The sequence below is a fragment of the Streptomyces sp. NPDC102441 genome (assembly GCF_044765585.1).
GTDB lineage: Bacteria > Actinomycetota > Actinomycetes > Streptomycetales > Streptomycetaceae > Streptomyces.
In genome coordinates, this window is the sequence record NZ_JBIWKH010000015.1 from 129,143 (window position 1) to 144,363 (window position 15,221).

Annotated in this window: 9 protein-coding genes; 4 read left to right on the plus strand and 5 right to left on the minus strand. The window is 68.3% G+C overall.

What is annotated here, in order from left to right; translation table 11 throughout:
* Positions 1-181: 181 nt before the first annotated feature.
* The 4 genes from ACIREO_RS30030 to ACIREO_RS30045 all read left to right on the plus strand — a co-directional run bounded on the left by ACIREO_RS30030 (position 182) and on the right by ACIREO_RS30045 (position 10,492).
* Entirely contained in the window at positions 182-4,069 is a 3,888-nt protein-coding gene (locus ACIREO_RS30030) for a phage resistance protein (protein WP_404115843.1), read from the plus strand.
* Positions 4,066-7,032, plus strand: coding sequence for a BREX-2 system phosphatase PglZ (gene pglZ, locus ACIREO_RS30035; protein ID WP_404115844.1), 2,967 nt, complete (start codon positions 4,066-4,068; stop codon positions 7,030-7,032). The genes ACIREO_RS30030 and pglZ overlap by 4 nt, the downstream gene beginning before the upstream one ends.
* Positions 7,029-8,342 (plus strand): BREX system ATP-binding protein BrxD, encoded by a 1,314-nt coding sequence (brxD, locus tag ACIREO_RS30040; RefSeq protein ID WP_404115846.1) that lies wholly within the window; start codon positions 7,029-7,031, stop codon positions 8,340-8,342. Before pglZ ends, brxD begins: the two co-directional genes overlap by 4 nt.
* A gap of 95 nt (positions 8,343-8,437) precedes the next feature.
* Positions 8,438-10,492 (plus strand): DEAD/DEAH box helicase, encoded by a 2,055-nt coding sequence (locus ACIREO_RS30045; RefSeq protein WP_404115848.1) that lies wholly within the window; start codon positions 8,438-8,440, stop codon positions 10,490-10,492.
* A 43-nt stretch (positions 10,493-10,535) separates the two neighbouring features.
* Here the strand turns inward: ACIREO_RS30045 and ACIREO_RS30050 are convergent, their stop codons facing one another.
* From ACIREO_RS30050 to glmU, 5 genes are all read right to left on the minus strand, one after another.
* The gene (locus ACIREO_RS30050; protein ID WP_404115850.1) at positions 10,536-11,006 is read right to left on the minus strand and encodes a hypothetical protein; all 471 of its coding nucleotides are present in this window, start codon (positions 11,004-11,006) and stop codon (positions 10,536-10,538) included.
* 75 nt (positions 11,007-11,081) lie between these two features.
* A complete protein-coding gene (gene pth / locus ACIREO_RS30055; RefSeq protein WP_404115852.1) occupies positions 11,082-11,675 on the minus strand; it encodes an aminoacyl-tRNA hydrolase in 594 nt (197 codons plus the stop codon).
* A 122-nt stretch (positions 11,676-11,797) separates the two neighbouring features.
* A complete protein-coding gene (locus tag ACIREO_RS30060) occupies positions 11,798-12,376 on the minus strand; it encodes a 50S ribosomal protein L25/general stress protein Ctc (protein ID WP_404115854.1) in 579 nt (192 codons plus the stop codon).
* Positions 12,377-12,575: 199 nt separating this feature from the next.
* Entirely contained in the window at positions 12,576-13,553 is a 978-nt protein-coding gene (locus tag ACIREO_RS30065; protein ID WP_099177314.1) for a ribose-phosphate diphosphokinase, read from the minus strand.
* A 119-nt stretch (positions 13,554-13,672) separates the two neighbouring features.
* Positions 13,673-15,121: a bifunctional UDP-N-acetylglucosamine diphosphorylase/glucosamine-1-phosphate N-acetyltransferase GlmU gene (glmU, locus tag ACIREO_RS30070; RefSeq protein WP_404115856.1), complete on the minus strand. Its 1,449-nt coding sequence runs from the start codon at positions 15,119-15,121 to the stop codon at positions 13,673-13,675.
* Between the last annotated feature and the right edge of the window lie 100 nt (positions 15,122-15,221).

Here is a 15,221-nt window from a genome sequence, read left to right on the forward strand (position 1 = left end):
CCGGCCACGGCGGGCAGTACGCGTGGATCACACCCACTACGTGCCCCTGGCACGTTACGCTGGAGCATTCGGGTGATTACGGAGTGGACGGACGTAGGGTCCGTACGTGTCACACCGGCACAGGGGCGAGCGGGAAGGCTGCGACGATGCGGCCGGCCCGCCGGGACACGAGGAGTACGCGATGGCACAGCCCGCTCAGCCACTGCTGCGTGAGGTCATCGACATCCCGGAGAACATCACTCACGAAAGCTACGTTCTGAAGCTGACTGAGGCGCTGGGAAGCGACGAGGGACTCAGTAAGGCGCTGGATGCGTACGTTCTCACCCCGGGCCTTGTGGAGGCGTACGGCGACGCACTGTCGCTGATCCAGTCAGCGCTGGACAGCGGCAGCTCCAAGGCAGCCCACCTGCACGGCTCCTTCGGTTCCGGTAAGTCCCACTTCATGGCGGTGCTCGCCGCTCTGCTCGGTATCCGGGAGCAGCCATCGCTCAAGGCCCGCGGGCGTGAGGGCTTCGCCGGGCTGATGCGGGAGCACGGCTGGCTTCAGGACCGCAAGTTCCTGCTGCTGCCGTTCCACATGCTCGACGGCAAGTCGCTGGAGCAGAAGGTGCTGGGCGGTTACGTCCAGCAGATCCGCGTCCTGCACCCCAAGGCGCCGATCCCGCAGGTCTACCGGACGGACGCGCTCTTCGAGAACATCCGCAGTCACCGGGAACGGGTGGGTGACGAGGCGTTCATCGCAGGGCTGCCCGGTGGGGATGGGGAGGACAAGTGGGGCGACGAGGTCTTCTGGACCAGCGAGAAGCTGGACACCGCCCTCGGCTCGGAGCAGGTCGACGAAGAGGTCCTGAACGATGAGGACCCGCTATGGCACCGGGAGCCCGTCACACCGGGCGGACTGCGAGCCAAGCTGGTCTCCGATTCCCTCAGCAGCTGGTTCGAGGGTCTCTTCAAGGACGCGGCCGAGGACCGGCACGGCTATGTGTCCCTCGACCGAGGACTCGGCATCATCGCCGCGCACGCCAAATCGCTCGGTTACGACGCGCTCGTGCTCTTCCTCGACGAACTGATTCTGTGGCTGGCCAGTCACATCCGGGACGAGAAGTTCGTCTCCGAAGAGTCCTCGAAGATCACGAACCTCGTCGAGGGCAGCGACGCGCGCCGTTCGATTCCGGTCGTGTCCTTCATCGCCCGGCAGCGCGACCTGCGCGAGCTGGTCGGGGAGGAGGCCGTCAAGGGCTCCGCCGAGGTGTCCATCCAGGACACGCTCTCCTTCGCGGACGACCGTTTCCGCACCATCCCGCTTCCCGACAGCGACCTGCCGACCATTGCCCATCAGCGGCTGCTGCGTGCCCGCGAGGACGTGCCGGACTCCGAGGCGCTCATCGACCAGGCGTTCAACAACATCAAGCGGGTCAAGCCCGAGGTGTGGGACGCGCTGCTCGGCAGCAGTACCAAGATCACCGCGGCCGACGAAGAGACCTTCCGCAAGGCGTACCCCTTCTCTCCGGCCTTCATGGACACCCTCGTCCGGGTCGCCGAGGCGCTGTCCCGCTCCCGCACAGGTCTCAAGCTCATGGGACAGATGCTCTACGACCAGCGCAAGACCTTGAGGCTCGGCCAGCTCGTCCCCCTGGGCGACCTGTACGAGGTGCTGCACCGCGGCGGCAGCGACCCCTTCACCCGCACCCTGACCGACCAGTTCGAATCCGCCACCCAGTTGTACAAGAACAAGCTGCGCCCCTACCTGCTCGCCCAGCACGACATCATCGACACGGATATCGAGGCCTACCGGCGGGACCCCGCATCCGTCGAGGACACGCGGCGCCGCAGAGTCGAGGCGTTCGTCACCGACGACCGGCTGATCGGCACCCTTCTGCTGTCCGCGGTCGTACCCTCCGTCCCCGCCTTCCAGAACCTCACCGTCAAGCGCCTCACCGCTCTCAACCACGGGATCGTCACGTCCCGGGTGAGCGGTATGGAGGCACGGGAGGTCACCCGGCGGGTCAAGGAGTGGAGCGAAGAGTTCCCCGAGATCAAGTACGTCGACGGACCTGACGCGGGCGTCAGCCTGGAACTCGTCGGTGTCGACTACGAGTCGGTGATCCGCCGCGCCGAGAACAACAACAACCCCGGCAACCGCCGCAACCTCATCAAGCGGCTGCTCCGCGACGAGATGACGATCACCGAAGGGCAGCTCGACGAGCGGCTCAGCCTGGTGTGGCGCGGGTCCTCCCGCTCCCTGGAAGTCCTCTTCGGTAACCTCGCCGACGAGAACACCCTGCCCGACGACCATGTGTACCCGCGCCAGGACGGCAGCTGGCGGCTCATCGTCGACATGCCCTTCGACGACGTGTACGGCGAGGCCGAGGACCGCGACCGTGTGATGCGGTTCAAGAACCTGCCCGACCACGACGAGATCCGCACCGTCTGCTGGATCCCCGCGCACTTCACCCACGACATGTACGCCAAGTTCCAGCGGCTCGTCATCGTCGACCACGTCCTCAACGGGCAGCGCTTCGATTCGTACGCAGGCCACCTCAACCCGGACGACCGGGAACGCGCCAAGGGCGCTCTACAGAACCAGCAGCGCTCCTTGACCTCCACCGTCCGCGGTGCCCTCAAGCAGGCGTACGGGCTCTCACCGAAGGAAGCCGCAAAGGTCGGGGCGTACGACGAGCACGTGCTGACCGTGCCCGACATGGCGCAGATCCTGCCGCAGTACAACATGTCCATGTACGACGCGGTCCGGCTCATCGCCGACCGGGTACTCGCCCACCAGTACCCTGCCCACCCCGACTTCGACCCGAAGAAGGACGGCCTGTCGGTACGGGCCGCCGAGATCAAGACCGTCTTCGGCTACCTGCGGACCGCTGCCGACGAAGGCACCGACGTCGTCGAGATCAAGCCCAAGGACCGGGAGCTGGTGGGCCGGGTCGCCGGGCAGAAGGGCCTCAAGCTCGGCACCATGCACGAAGCCCGCTTCCAGGTCGGCCGCCACTGGGAGGAACACTTCGGCCAGAAGGCCGGCACGGCCTGGGACGGCAAGGACATCCCCGTGCGGCAATTGCTGGACTGGATCGAGGAACCCGTCCCCTACGGCCTCGACCCGGTCGTCGCCAACCTGGTGCTGTGTGCCTACGCCGAACGTACCGACCGGGTGTGGGCCCTGCGACGCGGGCCAGTTCCCGTAGCCGACCCCACCGTCCTCAAGTCCACCTACGAGCTCAGGGCCCAGCGGCTGCCCGGCGAGACGGAGTGGGAGACGGCCGTCGAGCGGGCCGGGCGGATCTTCGGCGAGAGCCCGATGACGCCGCTGAGGCGTGCCCGAATCATCGCCGAGTTCAGCGAGCGGGTGCGCGCCAAGGCGAAGAGGTGGCTGACAGCGGCCGAGACTCTTGTCGACACCCTTCAGGACCACGCCGACAGGCTCGGTCTCGACACCACCGACGACGGTGGGCGCCTCGCGACCGCGCGCCGCGCTGCCGATCTGGTGAGGGACCTGGACGGAGCCGACGTCCACGACCCGCTGGCCGTCGTCACGGTCCTCGCCGCCGCTGATGTCGGGGAATCCGCGGGGCAGGACCGCATCGGTAAGTCACTTACCACGGCCAAGGACGTCGCCGCAGCCCTGGTGGGGGGCCCGTGGTCCATCGTCGGCATGGCCGGCACCGTGCGCGAGCCGTACGCCACCGAGGCCGAGGCCGCCCTGGGCTTTCTGAGTGGCACCGCCTACGCCGATGAGCTCACCGCGTCCCTCCCCTCCGCCCTGACCAAGGTGGAGCACGAGCTCGCCCGGATCATCCGCCGGGCCAACACAGCACAGACCCCCACCCCGGCAAAGCCGACCACCCCTGCAACCGGTGGCGCCTCTGTCTCTCCGGCGGCCGGCGGTTCCGGGAAGGCGACGGCTTCCGGGAGCACGTCCGGCGGGCTCTCCGTCTTCGGACCGTACGAGACGACGGCCGCCGAGGCCGCGGACATGCTCCGTGCCGAGCTGTCCACTCTCGCCGAGCGCGACCCCGATGCCCGTGTCCAGGTGACCTGGCAGATGGTTGATCCCACGTGAGCACGCACGACACCCGTACGACCCCCGAGGGGCGGCCCCGGCCCAGGGCCGCCCATCCGGCTGCTGTCGCCCAGGTTCTGGAGGCCCGCTCCTTCACCGAGGGTGAGCCGCGCACCGTCCTGATCCGGGCCGAACCACGATGGAGCGGCCCCGAACGGCTCCAGCTCAGCCGGGGCAGGACCGCACGGGTGACAGCAGCGGTCTCCCCGCTCGCCCTGCTCGATGTCGTCACCACCGGCCGTGCGTCAGCCGGCGGTGACGAAGAGGGCGGCGACAGCACCGAAATCCTGGCCGTCCTGACGGACGCCGAGGAAGCGGACCTCGGCCCCGGTCTCCTCGCCCGTGTCTACCGCAACCGCGTCTATCCCATAGAGCCCTGGGCCGTCGTACGCCGTATCTTCGGCGCCCGTGACATCGACCCCCGGCTGACCGCTGAGGCCTGGGCTGCGGAAGCCCTCATCGACGCCGCCGGACAGGAGAACTGGCCCAAGAGCCCCGGCACGGTCCTCGCCCGCGACACCGCCCTGTCCCGGCTCACCGCCGCCAGGCTGTCCACCACCGGCCATCGGCTCGGCGCGGACAGCCTCGATGCCCACACTCTGTTCACCTGGTCGCTCGTTCCGGGTGCCGCGGAACGCCTCGCCTCCCTGCGGACCCAGGAACGCCAGGGCATCACCGCATGGCTGACCGACCCCGAGCGGGTCGGCACGCGTGCCGCACAGACGCTCACCGCCCTGCTCGCCCTGTTTGATGGCGGCAGCGGCGCCGACGCCGTACCCGTGGGCCTGGTGTGCGCCGCGCTGTGGGCGCCGAACGCTCCCGCAAGCGCCGATCGCGCCCGAGGACGCGCCGAGCTGCTCTTCGGCGCGCACCGCCTCGACGACGACACCCTTGCCGCCTTCGGGGTCGAGGCCGAGGCATACCTGCGTGTCCTCCTCGCCGGCCGGTCCCGCCCTGTCGCAGCGGAGGACGAGCCCACCCGGGCCGGCCCCGACCCACTCGCTCTCCTGGCACGTGCCGACACCCTCGCTCAGACCCTCGGCGCTGAAGAGGCCGCCGCACAGAGCAATTTGTTGGAAGCCGGACTCCAGGCGCGGTACGCCGCGGTGGCCCGCGCGCTGACCCGTAGCGTCCCTGGTTCCCCGACAGCTGCCCCGGACCCGCGGAGGGTCAGGGAGCTCGACCGTGCCGCGGACGCACTCTCTGGCCACGCCCTGGCCGCCCAGGACAGGCACAGGAATACCCGGACCCGTATCCGGATGGCCAGGCGTCTGCTGAGCTGGCTCGCCACCCCGGCCCCCGGCTCATTCGGCACCGCAGCCGAAGCTGTACAGCAGCACATCGACGACCACAGCTGGGCCGACCTGGCTGTCGGCTGGATAGACGACGGGGACCACGCCCACCCCGAACTGCCCGCAGCCCTCGGCACACTGAGCGCCGCAGTACGGGCGCGTCGGCACATCGTCGATGAGCGCTTCGCCGTCCGCCTCACCGAGGAAACCCGCTCAGGCAGTGCCCCCGAGAAGTCCCTGGTCGTCGAGGATTTCGCCCGTCGCGTGCTCGGCCCAGTGGTCAGACCATCTCGCGCCAAAACAGTTGCGGCGCCCCTGCTCTTCATCGTCCTCGACGGAGCCAGCGCAGCCGTCACCGCGGGACTCGCGGACGAACTGCGCCGACAGTCCTGGGCGGAATACGACCCGGTCACCGACAGCGACGACATTCAGCACCGCCGCTCCATGCTCGCAGCCCTGCCCACCCTCACCAAGGTGTCCCGGGGGTCCTTGTTCGCCGGGGAACTCATTGAGATCGAGCAGCAGGAGGAGCGTCGGCGTTTCGGCGCCCACCCCTTCTGGCGCGGCGCCGATGTGCGGCTCTTCCACAAGGCAGACCTGCGCGGTCCGTCCGGGCACGGACTCGGCAGCGAACTCGCCGAAGCGCTCGTGGACCCGGCCGTGCACGTCGCCGTCGTCGTCAACACCATCGACGACCGGCTCGGCGAGGACCGTGCCGTGGCCCACTGGAAACTCGACGAACTGCTCGGCATGACAGACCTCCTCTCGCTGGCCCGCACCGGCGGCCGAGCCCTCGTCATCACCTCCGACCACGGCCACATCCTCGACCACGGAACAGCCAAGCAGCCCGTCCCCGACGCACTCTCCGCCCGCCACCGCACCGGCACTACCGCCGCCGGGCCCGGCGAGCTGGTCCTCACCGGACGCCGCGTCGTCGCCGACGACAACCGCATCACCGCCCTGTGGGACACCTCGCAGCGCTACGGCAACCGGCAGGCGGGATACCACGGAGGTATCGCGCTCGCCGAAGTCGCCATCCCCGTACTCGCCTTTGTCCCGCACGGCGCCCCCGCCCCCAAGGGATGGCGCGAACTCGGGCCGCAGCGCCCGCACTGGTGGGAGCCCGAGGGCCCCCCAGATGGCACCACCACCGCACGCCTGCATGCGCCGTCCACAGCAGTGCGGGCTCCGCATAGGACAGCGCGGAAAGCAGCACAGAAGGCGGTCGAGAAGCAGCTCACCACCGAGCAGGAAACCGGCCAGGGCGCATTGCTGTCCTTCGACGCCCTCGACGCCGCGCCGGACACCGGCGAGGTGACCGCAGCACCCGCGCCCGTCGTCATCTCCCGGGCCGGGCGTCTCGTGGAAGCTCTACGCGCCTCCGACATCATGGCTGCCCAGATCGAGGCGCTGCCCCGTCCCGAACGATTCGACACCATCGCAGCTGCTGTCGGCGCTCTCGTCGATGCCCACGGAGTGCTCCCCGTCACCGTCGTCGCCGAACGTGCCGGAAAGCGCGCGCCACGAGCGGTGGGATTCGCCGCCACGCTCCAGCGCGCCCTCAACTACGACCAGGCCGACGTCCTCACCCTCACCGACAACGGGCGCTCACTGCGCCTCGACATCGCTCTCCTCAAGCGCCAGTTCGGCATCGAAGAGGCAGCGAAGTGAACCCCGAAACACTCAGTCCCGACCGACGTCGACGCCTCATCGACGCCCTGCGCCGCGGAGCCGTACCGGAAACAGGCCTGGGGCTCCTCGCTGTGGGCCTCAGCCGCTTCGAGGAGGCCGTCGACGCCGAACTCGACGCAGCGGCCACCGGCTCCGCCGTCTTCAAAGCCGTCCGCGGTGAATACGGCTCCGGCAAGACCTTCTTCACGCGCTGGATCGCCGAGCGCGCAAAGCAACGAGACTTCGCCGTCGCCGAAGTGCAGATCTCCGAGAGTGAAACCCCTCTGCACAAGCTGGAAACCGTCTACCGGCGCCTCACCGAACGTCTCGCCACCGCGAGCTTCCCGCCCAGTGCCTTCCGCCCGGTCCTCGACGCCTGGTTCTACGCCCTCGAAGAGGACGCCCTTGCAGCCGGCGCCACCGAAGACACCCTGACACAAACCACTGAAGAGCTTCTCGCCGCTCGACTCACAGAAGTCTCCCGGAACGCCCCTATGTTCGCTGCCGCCCTTCGCGGCTACCGGGCAGCCCAGGAAGCAGGCGACGACGCCACCGCCGATGCCATCATCGCCTGGCTCGGTGGACAGCCCCACGTGGCAGCATCCGCCCGCCGTGCCGCAGGGGTCCGCGGTGACCTCGACCACTTCGGGGCACTCGGCTTTCTCCAAGGCCTGCTCACCGTCCTACGGGACTCGGGGCACCCCGGGCTGCTCCTTGTCCTCGACGAGGTAGAAACGCTCCAGCGCGTTCGCTCCGACGCACGCGACAAAGCGCTCAACGCGCTGCGCCAGCTCATCGATGAGGTACATTCCGGACGCTTCCCCGGCCTCTACCTCCTGATCACCGGCACACCTGCCTTCTTCGAAGGCCCCCAAGGCGTCCAGCGCCTGGCACCACTCGCTCAGCGTCTCGCCGCCGACTTCACGACTGACGCTCGCTTCGACAACCCGCGCGCCGTCCAGCTGCGCCTCCCCGGGTTCACCCTCGACGCACTCATCGAACTGGGCAGCCGGGTACGGGACATCTACGCCGCCGACAGCCGCGGCGCCGAGCGCATCCGTACGGTCGTCGACGATGCCTACCTCGGCGACCTCGCACGCGCGGTCGCAGGCGGCCTGGGCGGGAAGGCGGGTATCGCCCCCCGCCTCTTCCTCAAGAAACTCGTGGGAGACGTACTGGACAGGGTCGACCAGTTCCCCGACTTCGACCCCCGCACCCACTATGCCCTCACGCTGACCAGTGCCGAGCTCACCGACGTGGAACGCAACGCTGCCGTAGAACAGGCCGACGACATCGTGCTCGAACTGTGAGTGTCACCGGCCCGTCCCCCGACGCAGCGGACCGGCTCCATCCCGTCGTCCTGCACCACATCGCCAACACCCTGAACTGGCCCGATCTGCGTCCGATGCAGCGGGAGGCCATCAACCCGGTCATGGACGGCCACGACGTCCTTCTCCTCGCCCCCACAGCAGGGGGCAAGACAGAGGCGGCAATCTTCCCGCTGCTCTCGGCAATGGCTCAAACGCCGTGGCCCGGAACATCCGTTCTGTACGTCTGCCCTCTCAAGGCACTGCTCAACAATCTCCTGCCACGGCTGGAGAACTACACCTCCTGGCTCGGCCGCACAGCGGCTCTCTGGCACGGCGACGTCGCCACCAGCCGCCGTCGCAGAATCCTTCGCGAACGACCCGACATCCTCCTGACGACGCCGGAATCCCTCGAGTCGATGCTCGTCAGCACCCATGTCGACCACCACTCCTTCTTCTCCGACATCCGGACCGTGGTCGTCGACGAAGTCCACGCCTTTGCCGGGGACGACCGCGGCTGGCATCTGCTCGCTGTTCTCGAGCGCCTCCAACGCGTCACTGGCAGGCCGCTGCAACGCCTCGGACTCTCCGCCACCGTCGGCAACCCACACGAGCTCCTGACCTGGCTACAGGGATCCGGCGCAGGGACCCGCCCGGCCCACGTCGTGGCCCCCGGCACACCTCGACAGGAACCCACAGCCACCGCAGCCCCGCCCACCGGCGACATCCAGCTTGACCACGTCGGCTCCCTCGACAACGCCGCCGCCGTGGTCGCGGCCCTCCATCGTGGCGAGAAGCGCCTTGTCTTCTGCGAATCGCGCCGCCAGGTGGAACAACTCGGCGAGAAAATACGAGCCAAAGGCATCACTACCTTTCTCTCTCACGCCTCTCTCGCCACCGAGGAACGCAGACGCTCGGAAGAGGCCTTTGCCGAATCACGCGACTGCGTCATCGTCTCCACCAGCACCCTCGAACTCGGTATCGATGTAGGAGACCTGGACCGCGTGATCCAGATCGACGCCCCCACCACGGTCGCCGCCTTCCTGCAACGACTCGGCCGCACCGGCCGCCGCCCTGGGGCCCGGCGTAATTGCTTGTTCCTCGCTCTCGACGAAGGCGGGCTGCTCTCCGCTGCCGCACTGTTGCTTCAGTGGTCCCGGGGCTGGGTCGAACCCGTAGTGCCGCCCCCCGAGCCCCGTCATATCGCAGCTCAGCAGATTCTGGCGCTCTGCCTGCAGGAACACCGTGTGGGAGAAAACCTGTGGCAGGAGTGGTGGGGTGGTATCGGGCCCTTCGGCCCCGCAGCCGAACCGATCGTCCGCCACCTCGTCGCCCAGAAGTACCTCGATCGGGATGGTGGCATGCTGTTCATCGGCCCCGAAGCCGAACAACGCTTCGGCTACCGGCACTTCATGGATCTGACAGCAGTGTTCGTCGCGGCACCCGAATTCACCGTTCTCTTCGGGCGTAAGGAGATCGGCACCACCGATCCCGCACTTCTCACCGAGCGGGTCACGGGCCCCCGGCGTCTCCTCCTGGCCGGCCGCAGCTGGCAAGTCACCTATATCGACTGGTCCAGACGCCGCTGCTTCGTCGAACCGGTGGACGGAGGAGGCAAGGCCCGCTGGAGTGGCGCCGGGTTCAGCCGTGGTACCTCCTACGAGCTCACCCGCGCTGTCCGGGAAGTGCTGCTCGGAGCTACACCGCCAGTCGCCTTGACCCGCCGCGCAGAGCAGACTCTGAGCGAGGCGCGCGCAGTCCACGGTGAAAAGGTGAACCCCGAGGCCACCGTCATCCTCAGGAGCGGACGGCATACAGACGTTCGCTGGTGGACATGGGCGGGCCACAAGGCGAACGCCACCCTGGCAGCGACGCTCGGGGATATCGCGGACTCTGTCCAACGACCCACGGACGCGTACGTCCGGCTTCGTGAAGGCATGTCCACGCAGGAATGGACTCAGGCCAAAAAGAACGCTCTACAGAGCCTTACCCTGCCCTCTGTGGACCCGGGCGCTGTGCGTGGCCTCAAATTCGGAGCTGCTCTGCCCGAGCGGCTTGCTGTAGCGACCCTGTCTGCCCGATTGGCTGATCTCGACTCTGCGGCTTCGGTACTCGGCGAAGCGACGCGCATCACGTCCCGGGCCGGGGAGTGAGGGGCCGAAGACGGAAGCGGTTGCGCACGCGGCAGCGCATATCTCAGAGGGCGACGAACGTCGCCGTCAACAGGGCCGCACCCGCGAACCCGGTGCCCCACGCCGTCCGCGTCAGCCGCATACCGCCACCGATCAGGAACGCGGCCAGCACCAGCGCACCGCCCAACGGCACCCAGGCATGCAGCAAGCCCGGCGTCCCGGTGCGAACGACGTCACCGGTGCCGGGCTTCACCACGACAGGGACACGGGCCCCCTTCTTCACCGCGACGGACCGCTGAGCCGTCACAGCGGACCGGTCCCGCGACTCCGCGTCCGCCGCGAACGACCCCGTGCAGGAATCCTCACCGCACGCCGTCACCGTCATCGTCCCGTGCTCACGGCCCTTGGCCAGAACGATGTGCTGCGCGCTGCTCCACGACGACCACACACCCGCCACCAGCAACAACACGACGACACAGCCCGCGGCGAACGTACGGCCATGGGCCACCAGCCGGTGGGAGGAACTCCGCTTCATGGGGGCCGATCCTTGGGCAGAGCCCTGCCACCGGTCAACCTATGGCCGAAAAACACCCAAGAAGCGGCAGGAATGTCAGGAGTTGTACGCGGACTGCGCCCGATCGAGCCCGTCCGCCAGCAACGACTCCACCGCATCGGCCGACCGGTCCACCAGGTAGCCGAGCTCCTTGCGCTCCGTGGACGAGAAATCCTTCAGCACGAAATCAGCGACCTGCATCCGCCCCGGCGGCCGGCCGATCCCGAACCGCACCCGGTGGTAGTCCGGACCCATCGCCTTCGTCATCGATTTCAGCCCGTTGTGCCCGTTGTCACCGCCGCCCAGCTTCAGCCGCAGCATCCCGAAATCGATGTCCAGCTCGTCGTGGACCGCCACGATGTGGTCCACCGGCACCTTGTAGAAATCCCGCAACGCGGTGACCGGCCCCCCGGACAGATTCATGTACGACATCGGCTTGGCCAGCACCACACGGCGGCTCAACGGCCCAGGCGGACCCACCCGCCCCTCCAGCACCTGCGCCTGCGCCTTCTGCGCCCGCTTGAACTTCCCGCCGATCCGCTCCGCCAGCAGATCAGCGACCATGAAGCCCACGTTGTGCCGATTCGCCGCATAGTCGGGACCCGGATTGCCGAGGCCCACGATCAGCCAGGGGTCGGTGACGTCGGACATCAGAGCTCGGTCTCCTCGCAGTGCGTACAGAACAGGTCGATACAGGTCGATACAGGGAAACGGGGCGGCGGATCCCCCGGAAGGGAACCGCCACCCCGTCAGTCAAGCAGGTGGGGCGAGGCTCAGGCCTCGGCGGAAGCCTCCTCGGCGGGGGCCTCCTCGACCTGCGCCGAGACGATCTGGAGCACGACGGCGTCCTCGTCGCCCGCGAGCACGGAGCCCTTGGGCAGCGGGATGGCCTTCGCCAGGATCGAGTCACCGGCGTCCAGACCCGCGATCGAGACCGTGACGGACTCGGGGATGTGGGTCGCCTCGGCCTCGACGAGCAGGGTGTTCTGCACGTACTCGAGGAGGTTGCCGCCCGGGGCCAGCTCGCCCTCGACGTGCACCGCGATCTCGACCTCGACCTTCTCGCCACGCTTCACCGTGAGGAGGTCGACGTGCTCGATGTTGCCCTTGATGGCGTTGCGCTGCACGGCCTTCGGGATGACCAGCGCGTCCTTGCCGTCGATCTCGAGACCGATCAGGACGTTCGCCGTACGCAGGGCGAGCAGCAGGTCGTGGCCCGGGAGGTTGACGTGAACCGGCTCAGCACCGTGGCCGTAGACGACTCCGGGAACCAGGTTGGCGCGACGGGTGCGACGGGCAGCGCCCTTGCCGAACTCCGTGCGGATCGTTGCGTCGAGCTTGATCTCAGCCATGCTGCACTCCTCGTAGGGTGACTCGAAAGGTGACGAAAAACCGATGGTCACCCGGCCCACGACAGGCCTGCTACGAAGAGCGCGTCGATAACGGACCGCCGACCCCATGACCACGCATGAGAACGGCCTCCCTCGCCGAGCAACTCGCTGAGTCTACCCGGCGGGGAGGCCGCACCCCAAGTCGATCACCCGCAGGTGATCACTCCTGCTCCTCGAAGAGGCTCGTCACCGAACCGTCCTCGAACACCTCACGCACCGCACGCGCGATCGTCGGCGCGATCGAGAGCACCGTGATCTTGTCGATCTCCAGCTCACCCGGGGTCGGCAGCGTGTCCGTGAACACGAACTCGCTCACCTTCGAGTTCTTCAGGCGATCGGCGGCCGGACCCGACAGCACACCATGGGTGGCCGTCACTATGACGTCCTCGGCACCGTGCGCGAACAGGGCGTCAGCGGCGGCACAGATCGTGCCACCCGTGTCGATCATGTCGTCGACCAGCACACACACCCGGCCCTCGACGTTGCCCACGACCTCATGGACGCTGACCTGGTTCGGAACGTCCTTGTCGCGGCGCTTGTGGACGATCGCCAGCGGGGCGTCCAGCCGGTCGCACCAACGGTCGGCGACACGCACCCGGCCGGCGTCCGGAGAGACGATCGTCAGCTTCGAACGGTCGACCTTCGCGCCCACGTAGTCCGCCAGGATCGGCAGCGCGAACAGATGGTCGACAGGACCGTCGAAGAAGCCCTGGATCTGGTCCGTGTGCAGGTCCACGGTGAGGATGCGGTCCGCACCCGCCGTCTTCATCAGATCCGCGATCAGACGCGCCGAGATCGGCTCACGGCCACGGTGCTTCTTGTCCTGGCGGGCGTAACCGTAGAACGGCACGATCACCGTGATCGAACGGGCCGACGCGCGCTTCAGCGCGTCCAGCATGATCAGCTGCTCCATGATCCACTTGTTGATCGGAGCCGTGTGGCTCTGGATCAGGAAGCAGTCGGCGCCACGGGCGGACTCCTGGAAACGTACGTAGATCTCACCGTTGGCGAAATCGAAGGCCTTCGTCGGCACGAGGCCGACACCCAGTTGATGCGCGACCTCCTCGGCCAGCTCGGGGTGGGCGCGGCCGGAGAAGAACATCAGTTTCTTCTCGCCGGTCGTCTTGATCCCGGTCACAGCACAGTCTCCTCAGACGTGTATCTGGCACCGCGCGCATGTGTCCCGATGTGCAACGAGCCAGCCGAATTGGGTGAGTACCTATCACGGTACGCCGCCTTTGGCGCACCTGTTTCCGGTCAGCTTTCGCCGTCGGACTCCTGCGAGGCGGCCTGAGCGGCCTGGGCCGCCGCGCTCCCGGGCCGCTTGCGGGCGACCCAGCCCTCGATATTCCGCTGCTGGCCCCGGGCCACGGCCAGCGAACCGGCCGGCACGTCCTTGGTGATGACCGAACCGGCAGCCGTGTAAACGCCGTCCCCCACCGTGACGGGCGCCACAAACATATTGTCCGACCCGGTCCGGCAGTGGGACCCGATCGTCGTGTGGTGCTTGGCCACCCCGTCGTAGTTCACGAACACGCTCGCCGCACCGATGTTGGTGTGATCGCCGATCGTCGCGTCCCCGACATAACTCAGATGCGGCACCTTCGTGCCCTCGCCGATCGTCGCGTTCTTCATCTCGACGTACGTACCCGCCTTGGCCTTCGCACCCAGACGCGTCCCCGGCCGCAGATACGCGAAGGGCCCCACGGTCGCCCCGGCGCCCACCTCGGCGCCGTCCGCGACCGTGTTGTCCACGCGCGCGCCCGCGTGCACGACCGTGTCCTTCAGCCGGGAGTTCGGGCCGACCTCGGCGTCCTCGGCGAGGTGCGTCGCGCCCAGCAGTTGCGTCCCCGGGTGCACGACCGCGTCACGCTCGTACGTCACCGTCGCGTCCATCAGCGTCGACGCCGGGTCCACGACCGTCACGCCTGCCAGCATGGCCCGCTCCAGGAGCCGCTCGTTGAGCAGACGCCTGGCCTCGGCGAGCTGGAGACGGTTGTTGATGCCGAGGATCTCCCGGTGGTCGCCGGCGACCGCTGCGCCGACGCGGTGACCCGCCTCGCGCAGGATCGACAGCACGTCGGTGAGGTACTCCTCGCCCTGGCTGTTGTCCGTACGCACCTTGCCGAGCGCCTCGCTCAGAAGCCGGCCGTCGAACGCGAAGACCCCGGAGTTGATCTCCCGGATCCCGCGCTGTGCGGCGGTGGCGTCCTTGTGCTCGACGATCTCCTTGACCGCGCCGGTGGCCGCGTCGCGGACGATCCGGCCGTAGCCGGTGGAGTCCGGGACCTCGGCGGTCAGCACGGTGACGGCGTTCGCGTCGGCTCCATGGGTGGCCGCGAGCGCGGACAGGGTCTCGCCGGAGAGCAGCGGGGTGTCCCCGCAGACGACGATCACGGTGCCGTCCACGCTGCCGCCGAGCTCCTCCAGGCCCATCCGGACCGCGTGGCCGGTGCCGTTCTGCTCTGCCTGGTAGGCGGTGCGTACGGGGGTGCCCCCGGCGGTGAGGTGCGCGGTGACCTGCTCGCCGGCGTGGCCGACCACGACGACGAGGTGCTGGGGGTCGAGCTCACGGGAGGCGGCGACGACATGTCCGACGAGCGAGCGCCCGGAGATCTCGTGCAGGACCTTGGGTGTCTTCGACTTCATGCGGGTGCCTTCACCCGCTGCGAGGACGACGACGGCTGCCGGGCTGTTGGCGCTCACGGATGTGCCCTTCGGCTTCGGGTGGTGGACATCCGCAGGATACCGGGGGCGTATATGCCCGAAACGAGCGCGGGCCCCGACCATGAGGTCGGGGCCCGGA

Excerpts from the sequence above, each read along its gene's own strand:
- ACIREO_RS30030 (WP_404115843.1), top strand. The coding sequence starts at position 182 with ATGGCACAGCCCGCTCAGCCACTGCTGCGTGAGGTCATCGACATCCCG.
- ACIREO_RS30045 (WP_404115848.1), top strand. The coding sequence starts at position 8,438 with ATGCAGCGGGAGGCCATCAACCCGGTCATGGACGGCCACGACGTCCTT.
- ACIREO_RS30050 (WP_404115850.1), bottom strand. The coding sequence starts at position 11,006 with ATGAAGCGGAGTTCCTCCCACCGGCTGGTGGCCCATGGCCGTACGTTC.
- pth (WP_404115852.1), bottom strand. The coding sequence starts at position 11,675 with ATGTCCGACGTCACCGACCCCTGGCTGATCGTGGGCCTCGGCAATCCG.
- ACIREO_RS30060 (WP_404115854.1), bottom strand. The coding sequence starts at position 12,376 with ATGGCTGAGATCAAGCTCGACGCAACGATCCGCACGGAGTTCGGCAAG.